The following is a 22,427-nucleotide window of genomic DNA, read 5'->3' on the forward strand; positions in this document are numbered from 1 at the left end:
GATCATTTCAGGTTTTCAGGGAAAAGCTGCAATGATCCAATCCTTTGTTTTCGCCGTTCGGCGGGGGGGGGGTAGCCGGTATCCGCCCTTCCTGGAGTTTCTAATGCGCCTCGTCCCAATTATCGGCGGCGCGCGCGTCCACCTTCAGGGGAACGGAGAGGGACCTTGCCGGCCAGGCGGCACCTTCCATCACAGTGCGGATGACTGGAATGGCACGCTCCACATTGTCCTCCGGCGCCTCAAAGACAAGTTCGTCATGCACCTGCAGCAGCATGTCGACCTCACCAAGGCCAGCATTGGCCAGCGCCGTCTCCATGCGCATCATGGCGCGGCGGATGATGTCGGCTGCCGAGCCCTGGATCGGCGCATTGATGGCGGCTCGTTCGTTAAAGGCTCGGACGGAAGGATTGGACGATCGGATTTCCGGATAATGCGCGCGGCGGCCGAAGATCGTTTCCACGTAACCGTGCTCGCGGCAGAAGGCTTTCGTCCTTTCCATATAGTCGCGGATGCCCGGAAAACGTTCGAAATAGCGCTTGATGTAGGCGCTGGCTTCCTCGCGCGGGATACCAAGCTGATTGGCAAGGCCGAAAGCCGAAATCCCGTAGATGATGCCAAAATTGATCGCCTTGGCCCGCCGCCGCACCTCGCCGGGCATTCCTTCTATGGGAACCCCAAACATTTCCGATGCCGTCAGCGCATGAATGTCCAGCCCGTCTGCAAATGCCTGCGTTAGTTGGGGTATGTCGGCCACGTGGGCAAGGACGCGAAGCTCGATCTGGCTGTAGTCGGCCGAGATCAGCTTGCGGCCCGGCGCGGCAATGAACGCGGTGCGGATCTTCCGCCCCTCCGCAGTCCGAATGGGGATGTTCTGAAGGTTCGGCTCCGATGAGGAAAGGCGTCCGGTTGTCGTGGAGGCGAGCGAGTAGGAAGTGTGGACGCGGCCCGTTTCGGGATTGATGTAGCTGGGCAGCGCATCGGTATAGGTGGATTTCAGCTTCGTGACCTGTCGCCAGTCTACGATCTTCCTGGGGAGTTCGTGGCCGGCTGCCGCCAGTTCCTCCAGCACTTGCGCGGACGTGGACCACTGGCCGGTCTTCGTCTTGCTGCCGCCGGGAAGACCCATGCGCCCGAAGAGGATCTCGCCGAGCTGCTTTGGAGAACCTATGGTGAAACGTTCGCCCGCAAGCTGGTAGATCTCCTCCTCCATCGCGGCAGCAACCTGAGCAAAGTCGCCGGACATGCGCGAGAGGATCTGCCTATCAACGGATATGCCCCGGTGCTCCATCCGGGATATGACGGAGATCATCGGCCGTTCCAAGCGCTCGTAAACCGATACCAGCCGCTTCGCTACGAGCTGTGGTTTCAGTACCTTCCAGAGCCGGAGGGTGAGGTCGACCTCCTCTGCCGCAAAAGTGGTCGCACGCTCCAGATCGACCATGTCGAAAGTCACCTTGGAGCGGCCCGATCCTGTCAGATCGGTGTAGGAAAGCGGCTTGTGGCCCAGCCATCGCTCGGCGAGTGAGGCGATGTCATGCGCCTGTGACCCTGCTTCCAATACGTAGGAGATGAGCATCGTATCGTCGTACGGCGCGATCTCGATGCCATAGCGATAAAGAAGCAGCCAGTCATATTTGAGATTCTGGCCGATCTTTAAAACCGAAGCGTCCTGCAGCAGCGGCCTCAGAACGGCAAGGCCCGCTTCCTTCTCGATCTGCGCATCGACCATCCCCCCACCCAGAAGGTCGCTTTCTCCTTTCTTGTGTAAAAAGGGAACATAGGCAGCCCGGCCGGATGCTGTGGCAAGCGCTATCCCGCAAAGTTCCGCCTGCGTCGCGTCTTGAAATGTCGCCTCCGTATTGAGCGCAACGATTCCCGCTTCGCGTGCCTCGTCCACCCAGTGGTTCAGCGTTTCCAGGTCACGGATGCAGACATAGCGCGAGTGGTCGAACGCCTCCGACGACGCAGCCTCGGCAAGCTTCCGTGCCAGCTTCTCGGGCGTCTCGGCTTCCTCGTCGCGCTCAGGTGCGACTTCGCCTTCCGCTCCTGGCTCGCCGACGCCAGTGGCTGGTACGGTAAGATCCGGCCCATGTGCCTCTGCTCCCCTCTGAACCTCGACATAGGCAGGTTCGATATCGGATGGGTGAGTTCCGGTCGCCTCGGCAACACGCCGGGTCAGTGAAGAGAACTCCATTGCTTTCAGAAAGGCGATCAGCTTTGGTCCATTGGGCGGGTTGAGCGCCAGTGCATCGACGCCCACCTCTACCGAGACATCGTCCTTGAGCCGTACGAGCTCGCGTGAAACGCGTGCATTTTCGGCATGGGCTATAAGGTTCTCGCGCCGCTTGTTCTGCTTGATCTCATGCGCGCGGGCGAGCAACGTTTCAAGGTCGCCGTACTCATTCAGAAGCTGCGCCGCCGTTTTTGGGCCAATGCCGGGTACCCCTGGCACATTGTCGATCGTATCGCCGGTGAGTGCCTGAAGGTCGATCATCTTCTCAGGAGGAACGCCCCACCTCTCGATCACTTCGGGGACATTGATCTTTCTGTCCTTCATCGGGTCGTATAGCGAGACGGTTGGGCCAACGATCTGCATCAAATCCTTGTCGGAAGACACTATGGTGGTGTCGCCGCCTGCCTCGCTGGCCATCCTCGCATAGGTGGCGATCAGATCATCCGCCTCATATCCTTCCATCTCGATGCAGGGCAGGTCAAAGGCCCGGGTCGCCTGCCGGATCAGCCCGAATTGTGGAATCAGGTCTTCCGGCGGTTCCGTCCGGTTCGCCTTGTATTCCGGATACAGGTCGTTCCGGAAAGTCTTGGCGGAATAATCGAAGATGACTGCGAAATGCGTGGGCGCGACGCCCAACGCCGTTTCGCGCGCGTCGCGAAGCAGCTTCCAGACCATATTGCAGAAGCCAAGCACCGCGCTTACCGGCAAGCCATCAGACTTGCGGTTGAGGGGAGGAAGAGCGTGATAGGCGCGGAAAATATAGCCCGAGCCGTCAACGAGGAAGAGATGGTCGCCTTTTTTCATGGCTGAACGGGTAGCGCGGCAGGGACCGCCTGTCCATCCCGCATCAACCCAACGCTGCCATGAGGAGCCAACCACCGTTTGGTAACAAAAATATTACGAACGTATAATCTTGAGGGCCTTGAATAGCCATTTTAGCGACCAACATAACGAGCATCGGCAATATTTTCGCCGAGTCCGGAAAGGCTCGTCCCCCGCCTGAACCGGACAAAACAGCGGCAGCCTTACCCCCCTCTCCGGGCTGCCGCACTTTCATGCAAAGCCGCCGTGGCTCCCCTCCGCCACGGCGGCATTTTTTTGCTCCTGGTTCACGCGCTGCGGTCGTCAGCGACAGGCCCCGCCGCGCGCCAGCGGCGCCGGGACCAGGCGGAGGCGAGTTCCCGCCTGTCCAAAGCGCCGGTGATGAGGGCGAGCACGAAATATGTAAGTGCGGCGGCGGCAATGATGAAGCCAGTGCTGGCAGCACGCTCCAAAGACCCACCATTCGTCAAGATTTTGGCAAAGAAGCCGTTGAGGAGATATACAACGAGCCCCATCACGACGCTGGAAAGCACAATCATCGCCACGCGGCGGATGGCAAGGATCGTAGGGCGGAAATCGTTGCGCCTCCACAAGGTGATTGCGAGCAGCAATACATTGACCCAGGAGGAGGCAGATGTCGAAAGCGCGATCGCTAAGTGCCCGTAAAGCGGAAACAGCGCCAGGCTCATCCCAATATTGACTATGACGGAGACGAGGGAGAACCACATCGGCGTTCTCATATCTTCCCGTGCGAAGAAACCCGGCTGGAATACCTTCGCGAGAACATAGGCCGGCAGGCCTGATGCGAATGCTGCGAGCGCGGTGGCCGTCATTTGCGTATCGAGCGGGCTGAACTCTCCGCGCTCATAAAGAACTGCAACGATTGGCCCCGGCATGACCATGAGGCCGACTGCAGCCGGCATGGTCAGTCCGAGCGCAAATTCGAGTGATCGATTCTGCAGGTGCTGGGCGTCCCGGTCATCGCCGGCCTTCAAGGCACGTGACAGCTCCGGCAAAAGCACCACCCCCACCGCCACACCGATGATGCCTAGCGGGAGCTGGTTTATCCGGTCGGCGAAATTCAATAGCGAAATAGCCTTTTCTTGTGCCGAGGCGATGACCTGTCCGACCAGAAGGTTGATCTGCATGATGCCGCCCGTCAGAAGAGCCGGGGCCATTAGCACCAGCACGCGGCGGACGGCGGGCGTGAGGTGCGGCAAGCGCAGGCGCATTGTAAAGCCAGCGCGGCGGACGGCTCTGGCTAAAATGAGAAGTTGCGCGATGCCCGAAGCGAGCACTCCCCAGGCAAGCCACAGACCGGTTGTGCGAGCCTGAAGGTCCAGCGCAAGCGCAGCAGCCAGAACCGCAACGAGAATGACGTTAAGCAGGACCGGCACCAGGGCCGGGAGGAAAAATCTGCGCATTGAGTTCATGACGCCGGAAAGCATCGCCACCAGCGACATGCAAAGAAGGTAGGGAAACATGATGCGCGTTAAAGTAACGGTGAGGTCGAATTTTTCCGGCGAGGCCAGGAAGCCGGGCGCTACCACACTCGCCGCGAGCACGGGCATGAAGATCATCGCCAGGGCTGAAAGCGCCAACAACGCTGTAAGCAAGACAGCAAGTACGTCTTCACCAAAGCGGCGTGCGGCCTCAATGCCGCCGCCCTCCATCTCCTTGGCGAAAAGCGGAATGAAGGCCGTGTTGAAGGCGCCTTCGGCGAACAATCGGCGGAAGAGGTTCGGAAATCGGAAGGCCGCGTAGAAGGCGTCGGTTACAGGCCCGGCGCCGAGCGCCGCCGCAAGCAGCGCCTCGCGAATGAAACCGAACAGCCGGCTGGCCATTGTTGCGCTGCCGACACTGGCGAATTTCGAAACAAGGCTCATCTGCGGAAGGCTCCGGCAGGATTGAGAATAGCTTGCGCCGCCACGTGCGAACCGTTTCCCGTCACGCCAGTGCCTCGTTCGCCTGGGCGCGGCTGCCACGACGGGACGCTCCCTTGTCCAATACGTCCAGAAGCGCCTGGCGGATTGTCTCCAGCCTGTCCGGGTTCTCAATCTTTGCGCCTGTCAAGTCGCTCACGTAGAAGGTGTCGATCACCTTCTCGCCAAAGGTGGTAATGTGCGCAGAGGCAATATCGAGGGAGAGGTCCGAAATTACGCCGGTCACCTCAAATAGAAGCCCGGGCCGGTCGAGACATTCCAGTTCTATGACGGAAAAGCGGTTGGACAACGTGTTTCGCACCTCCGCTCGCGGCTCGATGCGGAACGCCTTCGCACCGCGTCTCGGTCGGGCGCGTTGTTCGACCATGCCGGGCAGATAGGACTTGCCTGAAAGCACGTCTTCAATGAGGCGGCCTATGCGCTCGGCCCGACGCCTTTCATCGGCGTCGAAATCGAACTCGCGGCTGACGAGGATGGTGTCGAACGCGCGCCCGTCCGCGGTGGTGAAAATCTGCGCATCGACGATATTGGCGCCTGCTGCCGCGCAAGCCCCGGCAATGACGGTTAAGAGGCGCGGATGGTCGGGTGCCAACACGGTGATCTCCGTCACTGCCTCGAAAGCGTGTATCTCCACCATGGTCGCGAGCGCCTTTCCGCTTCTGTCGGCGGCCCGGATGAAGCCGGCATGGCGCAACTGGTCTTCTGCCCCCGTAGCAAGCAGATAGTTCTCGTAGTGCAAGCCGCTATAGCGATGCGCGTCTTCTTTGTTCCATCCGGCTTCCTGAAGCGCCTGCACAAGCTGAGCGCGTGCTTCAGCCGCGCGCGTGGCGCGGGAAGCTTCCGAAAAGCCGCCGGTCAGGAGTAGCTCGGTTTCATAATAGAGGGTTCGAAGGAGCTGGCCCTTCCACCCGTTCCACACGCCCGGCCCAACGCCGCGTATGTCGCAGACAGTGATGATGAGAAGCAGCTTCAGCCGCTCCACCGATTGCACGATATCGGCGAAATCCTGGATCGTCTTGCGGTCGTTCAGGTCGCGCATCTGTGCAATGTGCGACATGAGCAGGTGGTGCTCAACAAGCCATGCAACCATCTCGGTTTCGGCCGCTTCAAACCCCATATGCGGGCAAAGCCGCCGCGCGATACGCGCCCCGGCAATGGAATGGTCCTCCGGGCGGCCCTTGGCGATGTCGTGGAAGAGGAGCGCGGTGTAAAGCACCGCCCTCCACGTTTTCACGCCGGGCAGAAGGGAATGGGTGAGGGGATGGAATCTTTCTCCGTCCCCGCGTTCGATCTCGGCCAGAACGCCTATGCAGCGGATCAGGTGCTCGTCCACTGTGTAATGGTGATACATGGAGAATTGCATCATCGCCACGATCTTGTTGAAATCGGGGATGAGCCTGCCAAGAACGCCCGCTTCGTTCATGCGGCGCATGTTGAGCTCGGGATCGCGGTCGGAGGTCAGCAAATCCATGAAGAGGCGGTTTGCCTCCTCGTCGCGCCGCAATTTCCGGTCAATCAGCTTCAGGGAGCGTGTTACCAGCTTTAGCGCATCGGGATGATATTCAAATCCGTGCCTGTCTGCGAGCCAGAAGAGCCGCAGGATGTTGACCGGATCGCGCTCGAACACCTTCTCATCGGCAATGTTGATGCGATGGTTGTCAACAAGAAAGTCGCTCGTGCCGGCCAGCTTCCGCCTTCGAGGGGAGAAGGTGAGGGAAAGATTGTTGAAGCCTGGCACATGCTTTGCCTGCTCTTCCTCAAGCGCGGCGCAGAAAATGCGCGTCAGATCACCCACGGTCTTGGCGTTCAGGTAATAGTGCTTCATGAAGCGCTCGACCGATGAAAGTCCAGGATGGCTCGTATAGCCAAGGCGCTCGGCAATGTCGCGCTGGATGTCGAAATGCAGCCGCTCCTCCGCCTTGCCAGTCAGGAAATGCATGTGGCAGCGGACAGCCCACAGAAAGTCCTCCGCCTTGGCGAAGTGCCGATACTCGCGCCTGGTGAAGACGCCTTTCTCCACCAGTTCCTCGGCCTCGCGCACGCGATAATGATATTTGCCGATCCAGAACAGCGTATGAAGGTCGCGCAAGCCGCCCTTGCCATCCTTGACGTTAGGCTCCACGACATAGCGGCTCTCCCCGTTCTTGGCGTGGCGCGCATCGCGTTCGGCAAGTTTGGCCTGGACGTATTCGGCACCCGTATCCTTGGCGACCTCTTCATCGAAACGCTCGATAAGTTCATCGTAGAGCGCTTTATCGCCACAGATGTAGCGCGCTTCCAGAACTGCCGTGCGGATGGTCATGTCGGTTAGGGAGTGGCGGATGCACTCATCTACATTGCGCGTGGCGTGGCCGACCTTCAGTCCCATGTCCCAGAACATGTAGAGCATGTATTCGGCCACCTGCTCACCCCATGGGGTTTGCTTGTAGGGCAGCAGGAAAAGAAGGTCGATGTCGGACCCAGGTGCAAGCGTACCGCGCCCGTAGCCGCCGACGGCGATGACCGCCATGCGGTCGGCCGAGACGTTATAGAGCTGCGCGGCGAAATTGAACAATGCACGGATGAGCCTGTCCATCAGTTGGGAAAGCCGTCCGGCGCAAGCCGTCCCGCTGCCGTCTTCGGTAAGCAAGTGCTCAGCCTTCTGCCGTCCTTCGCCCAGCCGAGCCTTCAGAAGTTTCAGGACCTTCGCGCGGGCGCTGGCGGAACCGGCGTCTTCCGATGCGGCAATAGCCTCCAAATCTGCGCGCAGCAGGTCCGTGTCGATGATCCAGTCCAGCTTCAGGGGAATCTTGGCCAATTCAATATTCCGCGTTCGCGGCCGCTGTATAGCCTGTTTCCGTGGCGCAAGGAACAATCTGCTGCGGGCAGGGTGTCCCATGGCCGCAAGGTTGGAGGCGGCTTGGCAGATGCGGTTCGACATGAAGAGGCTTGCGTATCTATTCCTCCAGCGCCTGTGATTTCAGGCTGTAAAGTGCTTCCAGCGCCTCCCGCGGCGTCATCTCGTCCGGATTGAGCGCTGCCAGCGCAGCGGCAAGCCGGTCTGTGCCGGAGGACTTCGGCCTTGGCTCTTCCTGCTGCGCGGCGGCGGAAAAGAGCGGCAGGTCATCTACAAGGCGCGCGGTTTTCGACCCCGTTTCGCCTTCTTCCAGAAGATGCAGCACTTCCCGTGCGCGCTCGACCACGGCGGTCGGAAGGCCGGCCAGCCGCGCCACCTGGATACCGTAAGAGCGGTCTGCGGCTCCGCGCGCGACCTCGTGTAGAAAGATCACCTCGCCTTCGAACTCCTTTACCCGCATCGTGACGTTCACCAGGCGGGAAAGCTTCCCGCTGAGAGCCGTCATCTCATGGAAATGAGTGGCGAAGAGGGCGCGGCAGCGGTTCGTTTCATGCAGGTGTTCCACAGCCGCCCAGGCTATGGAAAGCCCGTCGAATGTCGCCGTCCCACGGCCGATCTCATCGAGGATGACAAGCGAGCGCTCGCCCGCCTGATTGAGGATTGCCGCCGTCTCGACCATTTCTACCATGAAGGTCGAGCGGCCGCGCGCCAGATCGTCGGAGGCGCCGACGCGGGAGAACAGCCGGTCGACCACGCCGATATGCGCGGCTCTGGCGGGCACGAAGGAGCCCATCTGTGCCAATACGGCAATCAGCGCATTCTGCCGCAGGAAGGTGGATTTGCCGCCCATATTCGGGCCGGTGAGGAGCCAGATGGCCCCTGCCTTTTCGCCGTTTGCCGGGGACAGGTCGCAATCGTTGGCCACGAATGGATCGCCAAGCTGGCGGCGCAGCGCCTGCTCCACCACGGGATGGCGCCCGCCTTCGATCTGAAAATCGAGACTGTCGTCGACGACCGGTCGGCAATAATCCTCACTCTCGGCAAGGCAAGCAAGGGCGGCCGAAACGTCCAGGACAGCAAGCCCGAAGGCCAGTGAACGCAGTGCCTCGGAGGCGGCGACCACCTCCTTCACCAGTTGATCATAAACGGAGAGCTCGATTGCCAAGGCCTGGTCCGCCGCATTGGCGATCCTGGTTTCCAGATCGGCCAGTTCAGTGGTTGTGAAGCGCATGGCATTTGCCATTGTCTGCCGGTGGATGAAGCGGGATTTGGCAGCTTCGCTTCCCGTCATCACCTGACTGTTGTTGGCCGTAACCTCGATATAATAGCCGAGAATGTTGTTGTGCCTGATCTTGAGCGAGCGGATGCCCGTCTCCTCGATCAGCTCGCGTTCCATCGCCGCAATCACCTTGCGTGACTGGTCGCGCAGTGCCCGGACCTCATCCAGCTCCGGGCGGTAACCTTCCCTCACGAAGCCGCCATCTCGCTTCAGGAGCGGCAACTCTTCTGCAAGCGCGTTCTGAAGATGGTCGGCAAGTGCTGCCGGAACAGCACCAAGAAGTGCGGCAACGTGCAAAATTTCCTGTGGCAGTTGCTGGTCTTCCAGAAGTCGGCTGACGATCCTCCCTACCTGAATGCCCTTGAACAGCGCGCCAAGATCGCGTGGGCCGCCCCGATTAAGCGCCAGTCGGGACAGCGCCCGGGCGATGTCGGGAACGCCTTTTAGAAGCTCGCGCAGCTTTTCGCGCAGCGTTGGTTCGGCCAGGAAGAAGGAGACGGAATCTAGGCGCTCTGCAATGGCCTTCGGATCAGTCAGCGGCGACATCAGGCGCTCGGCCAGAAGCCTCCCGCCCGCGCCGGTAAGAGTACGGTCGATGGTTTTGAGCAGGCTGCCTTCGCGGCCGCCTGACAATGTGCGCGTTAATTCCAGACTGACACGAGTGGCCGGGTCGATGAAAAGGCTGGCGCTGTCCTCGTCGCGCTCGGGCCGGCCAAGCGGCGGGCGTTCAGAGACTTGTGTCTTCTCGACATAAGTGACCGCACCCGCAATGGCGGAAAGCTCCGCGCGCGAGAAACGCCCAAAGCCGTCGAGCGTGGCCACTTCGTAGAAGCGGGCGAGGCGCATCTCCGCGCTCGCCGAATCAAAGAATGACGGCGGTTGCGGGCTGGCTATCCGTCCCATCGTGTCAAGAACAGGACGGAGAGCGGGGTCGTGATAGACAGGCTCGGCCAGGATGAGCTCGCGCGGGTCGATGCGCAGAATGTCCGCGAGCAGACGGTCAGGCGCGGTGGCGGCGACGCGGAACACGCCTGTGGAAATGTCGATCCAGGCGAGCGCCATCTCCCCTCCGCCCTTCGCTCGACCGAGCGCCATCAGGTAATTGGCTTCGGAAGGATCTAGAAGCTTCTCCTCAGTAATGGTTCCAGGTGTGACGAGGCGCACCACGTCGCGCCGCACCACGGCCTTGTAGCCCCGTTTCTTCGCCTCTGCAGGGTCCTCCATTTGCTCGCAGACGGCCACGCGGTGGCCAAGCGCAATGAGCTTTTGCAGGTAATCGTCAGCCGCGTGCACCGGCACGCCGCACATGGGGATGTCCTTGTCCTGATATTTACCGCGGCGGGTGAGCGTGATGCCGAGCGCGCGGCTCGCCACCTCCGCATCCTCGAAGAACAGCTCGTAGAAATCTCCCATGCGATAGAACAGCAGGCAATCGTTGTTGGCCGCCTTGATTTCGAGATATTGCCGCATCATCGGCGTCGCGCCGGTGGTGGGCAGCGAGGCACCTGCGCCACGGCGTTTACGGATTGGCGTCTGTTCGTTCAAGAATCGCGCCCCTCGTAAAAATTGTTGTTGGTCCTGACTGGCCCATTTACCTGAGCGAAGTGTAGCCTTATGCACCTGAGAACGGCAAAACTCCACAGAAGTCCATCATTGCCGGTAAGGGGAGGTGCAAGAGGAATGGCAGACGCGGATAAGCTTGAACAGGATAGCCCTTCGGTGAGTTCACAGGAAGCATTGGACTTCCACTCCAGCGGGCGCCCGGGCAAGCTTGAGATCAGTCCAACCAAGCCCATGGCAACGCAACGCGACCTGTCGCTGGCTTATTCGCCAGGCGTTGCGGTACCGGTGGAAGCCATCGCCAAGGACCCAAGCCGCGCTTTCGATTACACGACTCGCGGCAACCTCGTTGCCGTCATCTCCAATGGCACAGCGATTCTCGGGCTTGGCAATCTGGGCGCTCTTGCCTCGAAGCCGGTGATGGAAGGAAAGGCAGTCCTGTTCAAGCGCTTTGCCGATGTCGACTCCATCGATCTGGAGGTCGACACGGAGGATGTTGAGGAGTTCATCAACTCCGTGCGTTTTCTTGGCCCCTCCTTCGGTGGCATCAACCTTGAAGATATCAGGGCCCCTGACTGCTTCGTCATCGAGCAGCGCCTGCGCGAACTGATGGACATCCCGGTCTTCCACGACGATCAGCACGGAACCGCAATCATTGCCGCGGCTGGCCTCATCAATGCGTTGGAACTGACCGGCCGCGACATCAAGACTGCAAAGCTTGTCTGCAACGGAGCAGGCTCGGCCGGCATCGCCTGCATCGAACTGGTAAAGTCGATGGGTTTTGCTCCCGAGAACGTAATTCTCTGCGATACAAAAGGCGTGGTCTACAAGGGCCGCACCGAAGGCATGAACCAGTGGAAATCGGCGCACGCTGTGGAGACGGACAAGCGTACCCTGGCCGAGGCGCTGGACGGAGCCGACATCTTCTTCGGGCTTTCGGCAAAGGGCGCGCTGACCGCCGACATGGTACGATCCATGGCCAAGAACCCGATCATCTTCGCCATGGCCAATCCGGACCCTGAAATCACGCCGGAGGAGGTGGCGGAAATCCGCACTGACGCCATCATGGCGACTGGGCGCTCGGATTATCCGAACCAGGTCAACAACGTTTTGGGATTCCCTTACATCTTCCGTGGCGCGTTAGACGTGCGAGCCACCACGATCAACGATGAGATGAAGGTGGCGGCAGCCGAGGCACTGGCTGCGCTGGCCCGTCAGGACGTGCCGGATGACGTGGCTGCTGCCTACCAGGGCAATCGGCCAAAATATGGGCCCAATTACATCATTCCAGTGCCGTTTGATCCGCGCCTGATCACGTCCGTGCCGCCCGCTGTCGCAAAAGCAGCGATCGAAACAGGCGTTGCCCGGCGGCCGATCCTCGACATGGAACAGTATGTCAACGAGCTGTCGGCGCGCCGAGATCCCATTGCCTCGACATTGCAGCGAATTCACGACCGCGTGCGACGCCGGCCCAAGCGCATCGTCTTCACCGAGGGCGAGGAAGAGCAGATGATGCGGGCCGCTGTTTCCTATGTGAACCAGAGGCTCGGGACAGCCATTCTCCTTGGCCGCGACGATGTCATCCGCAACAATGCCGCCAATGCAGGCGTCGATCTTTCCCGGCCCGGCATCGAGATCATCAATGCTCGCCTGTCCCGGCGCAATGCAATTTACACTGACTACCTCTACGAGCGCTTGCAGCGTAAGGGTTATCTCTTCCGCGACTGCCAGCGCCTCATCAACAACGATCGCAACCACTTCGCGGCCTGTATGGTGGCGCTGGGCGATGCGGATGGCATGGTGACGGGTGTCACCCGGAACTATTCGACCGCGCTCGATGACGTGCGCCGCGTGATCGATGCGCGGCCCGGACACCGCGTTATCGGCGTGTCCATCGTGCTTGCGCGCGGGCGTACCGTCCTCGTGGCCGATACTGCAGTGCACGACATGCCCGATGCCGAGCAGATAGCCGATATCGCAGAGGAGGCCGCCAATTTCGCCCGCCGGATGGGATACGAGCCGCGAGTGGCGATGCTCGCCTATTCCACCTTCGGGCATCCTCCCGGCGAGCGGTCGGAAAAGGTGCAGGAGGCCGTGCAGATCCTCAACAAGAGGCGCGTCGATTTCGAGTATGACGGCGAAATGGCTGCCGACGTAGCGCTCAATCCGCGCATCATGAAGCAGTATCCCTTCTGCCGCCTGTCCGGGCCTGCAAACGTACTGGTGATGCCGGCTTTTCACTCGGCTTCCATCTCCACCAAGATGCTGCAGGAGCTTGGCGGCTCGACGGTCATCGGACCGCTGCTCGTAGGGCTCAACAAACCCGTGCAGATCGTATCGCTCAACGCCAAGGATTCCGATATCGTCAATATGGCGGCAATCGCGGCCTATAGTGCCGCGACCTGATCAGGGCAAGTATGCCCAACTGGCATGGTGCCGTGTACGATCACGGAACCACCTTACGTTGTGTCTGACTTTCGCAGGGCGGCGGCCGTCCAACGGCTTTATTTATCGCCCCGCAACCTCACGTGCCGAAGCGCTCAGCCTGCGAGCCGTAATACGCGATGTACCGCTCCGAAATGGCTTCCACCGGCAGAATGACGAGCACGTCCGTTGTGAAGAATTCATGGTCGATGACGCAACCGTCCGCAAATTTGGCGCCTAGCCGCAAATAACCTTTGATGAGCGGCGGCATGGCCGCCAGCGCGGCTCTGGCATTCACCGCCTCTTTTGGCATCATGTCCATTGAAACGTATTTGCTGTGCCTGGCGCGCGCATACCACTCACCATCGACCCGGCAGAAATGATGAAGGAAGGACAGCGCCTGTGCATGGGCCGCCGCTATCGTGCCGGGGAAGGAGGCACAGCCTGTCATCACATCGATGTTCGCAAGCTGACAATAGGCCCAGATACCCTGCCATAGAAGCTCGATGGTGCGTTTTGAGCGATAGGGAGGCAGGACGCAGGAACGGCCGAGCTCCAGAAAGCGCCGCGTCCGATGACGCTCAATCAGGGGGCCAAGCTCGAACTCGTCCTCGGAGTAGAACCCTCCTGAGGCAAGGGCTCTCTCCTGCGGCAGCAGCCTGTATGTGCCGACGACCCTTTCGGTAACGGGTTCCGGAAGCGACGTGTCGACCACCAGCAAGTGGTCACAGTGCGGGTCGAAGCGATCGGCATCACGCTCATCCGAAACCTGATTGCCCGGAAGGCGGGCGCCAAGCTCCTGATGGAAGACCTTGAAGCGCAATGCCTGTGCCGCTGCGATCTCTTCAGGGTCAACCGCCAAGCGTACCTCCAAAGTGCCGAGGCGGCCAAGCAGATTGCTCTCGGACATGGTTGCGGTAGCGTTCTCAACGAGCGCCAGCCTGTCCGCTCCATCACGATAGGTAGTCCGTTCCAGCATCAACCCCTGCACGGCTGATTCTCCCCTTATGGTGTTGCAATGGGGAGTTATGATTTCGCTGCAACAGCAGGATGACAGGAATTGCCGTTGCTTACAATTGCCCTGGTCCGCCGAAGCTGGCATTCCCCACAAAGGCATTGACGTTTACGCAAAGGTAAAAGTTTGCTATGGAAATCCTGGACTGCAGGTGGGACTCTCCTCGTGCTTGGCCATAAAGCAGAAAGGCTGATCCACCTGGACGCTACAGCGCCTGCTTCTGGCGCATCTGCTGTAGGAGGAAGACGTGCCGATCTACCGGGCCCCTTTGCACGATACCAGCTTCATCATTCGCGACGTCCTAGATTATCAGCGCTTCGATAATCTGCGCGGCTTCAGCGAAGTGTCGCCGGATCTGGTGGAAGCTATTCTGGAAGAAGGTGCAAAGCTGGCGGAGAACGTCCTGCAGCCGCTCAACCAGGTTGGCGATGCTGAAGGGTGCGTTCGACACGAGGATGGCACTGTTTCTACCCCCGAAGGGTTTTCTGAGGCGTACCGGCAATATTGCGAAGGCGGCTGGATGGGCCTGTCGGCGCCATCCGAATATGGTGGCCAGGACCTGCCCTATCTGGTGCAATCGGCGGTCGGCGAATATTTCTCCTCTGCCAATATGGCGCTGATGATGTATCCAGGCCTCACGCAAGGCGCGGTGGCGGCCATACTTGCTCATGGAAACGAGGAACAGAAGCGGCTTTTCGTTCCAAAAATGGTCGAGGGAAGATGGTCGGGGACCATGAACCTGACCGAACCGCATTGCGGTACGGATCTAGGGCTGCTGCGCACCAAGGCAGTGCCGGCGGGCGACGGCACCTACAGAATCTTTGGCCAGAAGATCTTTATATCCGCCGGCGAACACGATCTGACCGAGAATATCATCCATCTGGTGCTTGCGCGCATAGAGGGCGCGCCCCAGGGCAGCCGGGGCATATCCCTCTTCATCGTGCCGAAACGGAAGCTCGATGCAAATGGCAATCCGGCAGGGGCTAATGGCGTCTCCTGTGGCTCAATCGAAGAGAAGATGGGCATCCATGGCAACGCCACCTGCGTCATGAATTACGACGATGCGGAAGGCTTTCTGCTGGGTGAGGAGCATGGCGGGCTGAGGGCAATGTTCACGATGATGAACGAGGCGCGCCTGGGCGTCGGCCTTCAAGGCCTCGCGGTTTCCGAAACGGCTTATCAGAACGCGGCCGCCTATGCGCGCGCGAGGTTGCAGGGCCGATCGCTCTCGGGGGCAAAGACACCGGAGAAGATAGCTGATCCGATCATCGTTCATCCGGATATCCGCCGGATGCTCATGACCATGCGCGCCTTCAATGAGGCAGGCCGGGCGCTGCTGCTGTGGACAGCGCTCCAGTCAGACATCGCACATCGCAGCAGTGATGAACAAATGCGCGAGGCGGCGGAAGATCACCTGGCCTTGATGACGCCAGTAATCAAGGGTGTGCTCACAGACAAGGGATTCGAGAATGCCGTAATGGCCCAGCAGGTGTTTGGCGGGCACGGTTACATAGAAGAGCAAGGCATGAGCCAGTTCGTACGCGATGCGCGCATCGCAATGATCTACGAGGGTGCGAACGGCATTCAGGCGCTGGATCTCGTGGGCCGTAAACTGGCGCTGAACGGCGGCCGGGCCGTGGCGACGTTCTTTGCCACTGTCGGCGGGTTCTGCGAGACGCAGCGCCAGGACGAGGAGATGGCACCCTACACCAAGGCCCTGAAAAAGGGGTTGAACGACCTTCAGGCCGCCACGCAATGGCTCATGCAGAATGGAGCGGAGAAGCCGGACAATGCAGGCGCGGCTGCGTATGACTACATGCATCTCATCGGTCTGGTGGCGCTTGGCTACATGTGGGGCAGGATGGTGAAGTCTGCGCAGGAAAAGCTTGTATCGGCCGCCGAGGATGCAGATTTCCTTAGGGCAAAGCTCGTCCTCGGGCGCTTCTTCATGGAGCGGATCATGCCGGAAACCAGTGCCTATCTTGCGCGGATTTCATCCGGTGCCGATACCATCATGGAGCTTCCTGACGAGGCGTTCTAATCTTTATTCTGATCTTTTATGTCATCGGGGCGGATTTGCCGCGCTGAAACGAGAGGAGACTGGAATGGCTGACGCCTATGTCTATGACGCTGTGCGAAGCCCCCGCGGGCGCGGCAAGAAGGACGGCTCGCTGCATGAGGTACCGGCTGTGCGGCTTGCAGCGAAGATGCTTGAGGCGGTGCGTAACCGCAACGGGCTCGACACAAAGCTCGTAGACGACATTATCTTTGGCTGCGTCGATCCTGTAGGCGAGGCGGGGTCGGTCATCCCTCGTGCGGCCGCATTTGAAGCTGGGTACGACAACCGCGCTCCAGGCATGCAGATTTCGCGTTTTTGCGCCTCCGGTCTCGACGCCATCAATCTGGGTGCTGCCAAGATCGCCGGCGGGTCCGATGAGATCGTGATCGCTGGCGGCGTGGAGTCCATGTCGCGCGTGGGTATGGGAGCATCGGGCGGCGCATGGTTCATGGACCCATCTGTCGGTTTGCCGGCCTATTTCGTGCCGCAGGGAGTTTCGGCAGATCTGATCGCAACCAAATACGGCTTCTCGCGTGACGATGTGGACGCCTATGCCGTGGAGAGCCAGAGGCGGGCGAAGCAGGCATGGGAGGAAGGCTGGTTCAAGGACTCAGTGGTGCCAATCAAGGACCAGAACGGCCTTACCATCCTCGATCATGACGAGCATATGCGCCCCGACACGGATATGCAGGCGCTCGCCGCTCTCAATCCGTCCTTTACGGCGATGGGCGAGATGGGGGGCTTCGATGCCGTCGCCGTGCAGCGCTATCCGGAACTTGAAAGCATCGATCATGTCCACCACGCGGGAAACTCGTCCGGCATTGTGGATGGAGCTGCCGCCGTGCTCCTCGGTTCGAAGAAGGCAGGCAAGGCGATGGGTCTGAAGCCGCGCGCCAGGATTCGCGCCTTCACCAATATCGGCTCGGAGCCCGCAATTATGCTGACAGGGCCGGTGGACGTGACGGAGAAGCTGTTGAAGAAGGCGCGAATGACGCTCTCCGACATCGACCTGTTTGAACTGAACGAAGCTTTTGCCTCTGTGGTGCTGCGCTACATTCAGGCTTTCGACATTGATCGGGAGAAGATCAATGTGAATGGCGGCGCCATTGCAATGGGCCATCCGCTGGGCGCAACCGGTGCAATGATCTTCGGGACGGTGCTTGATGAATTGGAGCGTCGGGATCTGAATACTGCGCTGGTCACGCTGTGCATTGGCGCCGGGATGGGCACGGCCACCATCATCGAGCGGGTCTAGGCGGAGAGGGAAACGCTATGGCGGATTACGAGAACTTCATTTTCAAGATCGACACTGACGGCATTGCGCTGGTCACCTGGGACATGCCGGACCGCTCCATGAACGTCTTCACCGAAGCGGTAATGGAGGAGATCGAGGCTCTCGTTGACCGGGTCGCGGGCGATGATGAAATCAAGGGTGTTGTCTTCACCTCGGGCAAGGACAGTTTCTCCGGCGGCGCGGATCTGGCGATGCTGCAGAAGATCATGAGCCAGTTCCACGCGACGAAGGCCAAAGATGCGGACAAGGCGGCCCGGGAGCTGTTCGGGAATGCCGGGCGGATGAGCTGGCTCTGGCGCAAGGTGGAAACGTGCGGCAAGCCGTGGGTCAGTGCCATCAACGGCACGTGTATGGGCGGTGCATTCGAGTTGTCGCTGGCCTGCCATGGTCGTGTAGCAGTGAATGACGATTCAATCAGGCTTGCGCTGCCGGAGGTGAAGGTTGGCATCTTTCCCGGCGCGGGCGGCACACAGCGCGTGCCGAGGCTGGCGAACACGCAGGAAGCCCTGCAGATGCTTACCTCAGGGCAGAATCTATCGCCCAAGAAGGCGAAGGCGATGGGCCTCGTCCATGAGATCGTGCCGAAAAAGAAGCTCATAGAGGCGGCGAAAAAGCTGATCCGTGACGGGCTGGAGCCTGTCCAACCCTGGGACGAAAAAGGCTTTAAGCTGCCAGGCGGACCAGTCTACTCCCCCGCGGGCGCAAATCTGTGGCCTGCTGCCATCGCTATCCTGCGCCGGGAGACCTACGGCAACTATCCTGCGGCCGCCGCGATCCTGAAATGCGTTTATGAGGGGCTTCTGGTGCCTTTCGACACGGCCCTCACGATAGAGCAGCGCTATTTCACGCAGATTCTGCAGACGCGCGAGGCGGAGGTGATGGTCCGCTCACTTTTCATCTCGCTCCAAGATCTGAACAAGGGCGCCCGCCGTCCGCAGGATGTGCCGGCGAGCAAGCTTCGCAAGGTTGGTGTGCTCGGCGCGGGCTTTATGGGCGCAGGCATCGCCTTTGTGACCGCGAAAGCGGGTATTCCTGTCGTGCTGATCGACCGCGACCAGGAAGCGGCCGACAAGGGCAAGGCTCATTCCGCAAAACTGATGGACGGGCTGATCAAGAAGGGCAGGGCCACCGAGGCGGAAAAGGAAAAGCTCCTTTCGCTCATCACCGCCACACCGGATTATGCCGCGCTTGAAGGGGCGGACCTCGTCATAGAGGCGGTCTTCGAGGATTCGGCAGTCAAAAGGGAGGTGATGGAACGGGCCGAGGCGGTGCTGAGGTCCTCCGCTGTCTTTGCCTCCAACACTTCAACGATCCCGATCACCGATCTCGCCAGGAATTCCCAACGCCCGAAGAACTTCATCGGCATCCACTTCTTCTCGCCGGTGGACAGGATGATGCTGGTTGAGGTTATTCTCGGCAAGAAGACGGGAGATAAGGCCCTTGCCGTTGCGCTGGACTATGTCCGGGCCATCCGGAAGACGCCCATCGTCGTCAACGATACGCGCGGCTTTTACGTCAATCGCTGCGTGTTGCGCTACATGGACGAAGCTTACTCCATGCTGATCGAGGGTGTACCGGCGCCCATGATCGAGAATGCCGCGCGCATGGCGGGCATGCCTGTGGGCCCGTTGGCGCTGAGCGACGAAATCGCAGTCGACCTCGTTCAGAAAATCATGAAGCAGACAATCCGCGACCTCGGCGAGAAGGCGGTGGACCCGCGCCGTATGGGACTGATCGACACGCTGGTGGACAAGCATGGGCGCTTTGGCCGGAAGAATGGCAAGGGCTTCTACGAGTATCCCGCCAAGCCGGCGAAGAAGCATCTTTGGCCCAATCTCAAGACGCTCTATCCGCAGCAGGATCCGGAAAAGATCGATATCGAGGAGTTGAAGTCGCGCTTCCTCTACGTCATCGCGCTGGAAGCGGCACGGGTGATGGAGGAAGGCATCGTGATCGATCCGCGGGAGGGGGATCTTGGCGCCATTCTGGGCTTCGGATTTGCGCCCTATACGGGTGGCCCGCTTTCCTTCATCGATGGGATCGGTGCTGCAACCTTTATCGAGCGCGCAGGGCAGTTAAAGAAAAAATACGGCAACCAGTTCAAACCGCCGAAGCTGCTCGCCGAGATGGCCCAGAAGGGCGAGCGCTTCTACGGACGCTTTGCGCCGGCAGGCGAGATACAGAAGGCCGCCTGATAGTATGCATTTTGGGCTCGCCTCTTGAGGATCGCCGCGACACAGGCGTCGCGGCGAGTTCCTGCCTCAGAGCGAAATCCGGCAGACCTTCCGTTGCCTGTCGAGAGACATGACTGGAACCTGCATCTCACTAGCGACTGCAATATGATGCTGCCGGTTCTTGGGCGTCCCGCCGCTGGAATCCTTTGCTTGGTGTAGAGGCAGCTTTTGAGGAAACCGGCTGTGGGAGTGGTTCTATATCCTTTCAGCTTAAGGACATGGAAAGGCGCCCAGGTGGTCGGCTGCCATCGTTTCCAGCGCCAAAATGGGCATGCCGCAGCAGTCATTCTAGTCTAATGTCCAGAAGGATCTATGACCGCAGCGGCCGCTCTTGCGTGGGCGCGCGGGCGATGATGGAGACAACCTGTAGACCACGCACCGCAGCGAGCGCCAGGAGCAAGCCTTCATGGCTCGCACCAGGCGCTGCGGGCTACTGCAAGAAACGGCCCTAAAAGCAGTTCGACCAGAATGCAGATTGCTCCTGGGATAAATTGCTCCCGCCGTGAGGAGGGTGCTCAGCGGAGGTGAACGCGATGGCTTGTAAGCCACCGCATTTCTCTGCCGGGCGGGTTATGCCCTCTCTTCAAATGGCCCCGGAAAGAGCCGTTCAAGTTCATTCCATGAGTTTATTCTGGCCGAGAAGGCGCCATTGGCGATGTTCCTCTGGTTTTCCTCGATCAGCGATTGCAGATTGCGTTGTCCGACAGATTTCAGCTCTTCTCGAATGAAGACCTGCGTTTCCCTGCCAAACTCCGAGCTCGTTTCTTCAAGATCCAGAAGGGCCAATGCCGGGAGCAGCGAGGTCTCCAAATAGTTGGGAGCCGAATAATCCTCGATGTGGCGTTGCTCGCCAGGTGTGAGCTCTGCCTTCTCCTGAAGATAATGGTGCAGCTTGTCTGCCAGTGAGATCACCCTCAGGAGTGCGATCTTGTCCAGGATAGAAGCGGCGAACTCCTGTAGCGTGGCAGGTTTATCTAGGGATTTCGTTTGAAGAGACGGGTCCTTTTCATAAGCCAAGGAGGAGTCCTTCGCACCCTTGGCCGTATGGGCAAGTGTTAAGGTGGTGCCGGTATGATGGCTAAGGTCGCTCACGCTGTGCGGCCACTCAATCGGGAAGTGACGGATATCTCCCTTCTTGAAAAGGGTTTGACGCGACACCTGCATGCCTACCTCGAATGGCTCCTGCCTTGTGAATTGTCGTTCAGTCCCATCCGCGCTCGGCTTCAGGCTGTACTTGTAGTACTTCTCCTCAGCGCTTGCCTGGTCGGCGGGGATCTCCGTATAATTTTTGTTGTTGTAGCCGCCGGAAAGTATTTTCGAGGCCAGAGTCCATCTGTGGTAATGGGGCAGTTCCTCGTCCCCTTGGGATTTTCCGCCCGGCGCGAATTTGTGCAGACGCAAAGCCCATCCCTGCTCCTTGTTTTGCATGAGGTAAAGTTTGTCAAAGAGCGGGGAAATTGCAGACTTCTTGGCTGCGAACTCGGCCTTGTCAGGATTGCGAGCGATGTGGCGTAGCACGGCGCATATCTCGTCCAGGGAGATGTCCTCGATATCTGCCGTTATGCCTGGCTTCTCCCCGTAGCCGATCTCCTTTTCCTGGTTGAACGACTTATAGCGCTCGGTGATTGCCGAATATATCCGCTCGTATGTCTTCTGGTCTTCGGCCGCCAGCCGCCTGTCCCCAAGGGAGCTTGAAAGCTTGCTGCCTTCAGCAAATGCATCGTTGAAAACTTTATTGCCTAAAGGCAGCGGTTTAACATCTTTGGATAACGATGAAGAAGATTGGGAGTGCTGCTGCAGATGAGCAGTTGATGAAGAGAATGATCGCGTTGGCTGAACACTAGGTTTCGTGGCGGACTGGATTAGCGGGGAGTCAAACCTCATGATGCATTCCTAAAAAAACTAAAATCGTTTGAAGTAATAATTGTATCTTGCAGACAGGCCCTATAACGAAATTGGTTTATCGAATGGCGCACCAGCCGAAGTGAAGTCGGGCAGGTGGACAACTGCCAAGGGAAGGATTAATAACTTCATTCGCAATTTTTTCGGGACTTGGCAGAGGAGAGGCACGTGCTTTCGCACGAGAGGGTCTGGGCTGCCATCGACGCACTTGCCGAGCGCCATGCCTTGTCTGCATCGGGCCTTGCCCGTAAGGCAGGGCTGGATTCAACTGCCTTCAACCCTTCGAAACGCTATTCCGGTGACGGTCGACCGCGCTGGCCGTCCACGGAATCCATTGCCAAGATTATTGATGCCACCGGTGTCTCATTATCGGAATTTCTCACGCTTTTGGACGGAGAAGCTCCGCTCCTGAGGCGGCAGAGCGGCCGTGACAGCGTGCCATTGATCGGATTCGCTCAGGCCGGTGCCGGCGGCTATTTTACCGATGGTGGCTTCCCGGCAGGCATGGGCTGGGAACAGGTCGATCTGCCCGGCAAGGTGGGTGAAGGAGCCTATGCCCTTCAGGTGCAGGGTGATTCCATGCTGCCGCTATATCGCGACGGCGACATCCTGGTCGTCGAGCCTACCGCCTCCATCCGCAGGGGCGACCGGGTCGTCGTCAAGACCGCTGAAGGCGAGGTGATGGCCAAGGTCCTGCTACGCCAGTCCTCGCGGCAGATCGAGCTTTCTTCCCTCAATCCCGATCACCCCAACCGCCTTTTTGCGCAGGATGAGTTGGAGTGGATGGCCCGCATCATCTGGGCAAGCCAGTAGGTCTTTTGATCCC

At 59.6% G+C, this 22,427-nt stretch carries 11 protein-coding genes; 5 read left to right on the forward strand and 6 right to left on the reverse strand.

Annotated elements, in window-relative coordinates; genetic code table 11:
- Nucleotides 1-100: 100 nt before the first annotated feature.
- The 4 genes from polA to mutS all read right to left on the reverse strand — a co-directional run bounded on the left by polA (nt 101) and on the right by mutS (nt 10,586).
- Nucleotides 101-3,037: a DNA polymerase I gene (gene polA / locus HUS57_RS15725; protein WP_173934830.1), complete on the reverse strand. Its 2,937-nt coding sequence runs from the start codon at nt 3,035-3,037 to the stop codon at nt 101-103.
- A 305-nt stretch (nt 3,038-3,342) separates the two neighbouring features.
- Nucleotides 3,343-4,941, reverse strand: coding sequence for a murein biosynthesis integral membrane protein MurJ (gene murJ / locus HUS57_RS15730; RefSeq protein ID WP_173934831.1), 1,599 nt, complete (start codon nt 4,939-4,941; stop codon nt 3,343-3,345).
- A 61-nt stretch (nt 4,942-5,002) separates the two neighbouring features.
- A complete protein-coding gene (locus tag HUS57_RS15735) occupies nt 5,003-7,795 on the reverse strand; it encodes a [protein-PII] uridylyltransferase (protein ID WP_173934832.1) in 2,793 nt (930 codons plus the stop codon).
- Nucleotides 7,796-7,934: 139 nt separating this feature from the next.
- The gene (gene mutS, locus HUS57_RS15740; RefSeq protein ID WP_173935226.1) at nt 7,935-10,586 is read right to left on the reverse strand and encodes a DNA mismatch repair protein MutS; all 2,652 of its coding nucleotides are present in this window, start codon (nt 10,584-10,586) and stop codon (nt 7,935-7,937) included.
- 207 nt (nt 10,587-10,793) lie between these two features.
- Here mutS and HUS57_RS15745 point away from each other — a divergent pair, with 207 nt between their 5' ends.
- On the forward strand, nt 10,794-13,079 hold the full coding sequence (locus HUS57_RS15745; protein WP_173934833.1) for an NADP-dependent malic enzyme: 2,286 nt from the start codon (nt 10,794-10,796) through the stop codon (nt 13,077-13,079).
- A gap of 118 nt (nt 13,080-13,197) precedes the next feature.
- Here HUS57_RS15745 and HUS57_RS15750 read toward each other — a convergent pair whose 3' ends face one another.
- Entirely contained in the window at nt 13,198-14,007 is an 810-nt protein-coding gene (locus HUS57_RS15750; protein WP_246727942.1) for a GNAT family N-acetyltransferase, read from the reverse strand.
- A 352-nt stretch (nt 14,008-14,359) separates the two neighbouring features.
- Here HUS57_RS15750 and HUS57_RS15755 point away from each other — a divergent pair, with 352 nt between their 5' ends.
- The 3 genes from HUS57_RS15755 to HUS57_RS15765 all read left to right on the forward strand — a co-directional run bounded on the left by HUS57_RS15755 (nt 14,360) and on the right by HUS57_RS15765 (nt 19,660).
- Nucleotides 14,360-16,153, forward strand: a complete 1,794-nt coding sequence (locus tag HUS57_RS15755; RefSeq protein WP_173934834.1) for an acyl-CoA dehydrogenase C-terminal domain-containing protein — start codon at nt 14,360-14,362, stop codon at nt 16,151-16,153.
- A gap of 64 nt (nt 16,154-16,217) precedes the next feature.
- Complete coding sequence (locus HUS57_RS15760) at nt 16,218-17,426, forward strand: acetyl-CoA C-acetyltransferase (RefSeq protein ID WP_173934835.1); 1,209 nt, start codon at nt 16,218-16,220, stop codon at nt 17,424-17,426.
- A gap of 17 nt (nt 17,427-17,443) precedes the next feature.
- Nucleotides 17,444-19,660, forward strand: coding sequence for a 3-hydroxyacyl-CoA dehydrogenase NAD-binding domain-containing protein (locus HUS57_RS15765; protein WP_173934836.1), 2,217 nt, complete (start codon nt 17,444-17,446; stop codon nt 19,658-19,660).
- A gap of 609 nt (nt 19,661-20,269) precedes the next feature.
- Here HUS57_RS15765 and HUS57_RS15770 read toward each other — a convergent pair.
- Nucleotides 20,270-21,583, reverse strand: a complete 1,314-nt coding sequence (locus HUS57_RS15770; protein ID WP_173934837.1) for a hypothetical protein — start codon at nt 21,581-21,583, stop codon at nt 20,270-20,272.
- Nucleotides 21,584-21,769: 186 nt separating this feature from the next.
- On the opposite strand from HUS57_RS15770, the gene HUS57_RS15775 reads away from it, so the two are divergent.
- Nucleotides 21,770-22,414, forward strand: coding sequence for a helix-turn-helix transcriptional regulator (locus HUS57_RS15775; RefSeq protein ID WP_173934838.1), 645 nt, complete (start codon nt 21,770-21,772; stop codon nt 22,412-22,414).
- The last annotated feature ends 13 nt before the right edge of the window (nt 22,415-22,427 follow it).

This window comes from Chelativorans sp. Marseille-P2723 (assembly GCF_902809845.1).
GTDB lineage: Bacteria > Pseudomonadota > Alphaproteobacteria > Rhizobiales > Rhizobiaceae > Chelativorans.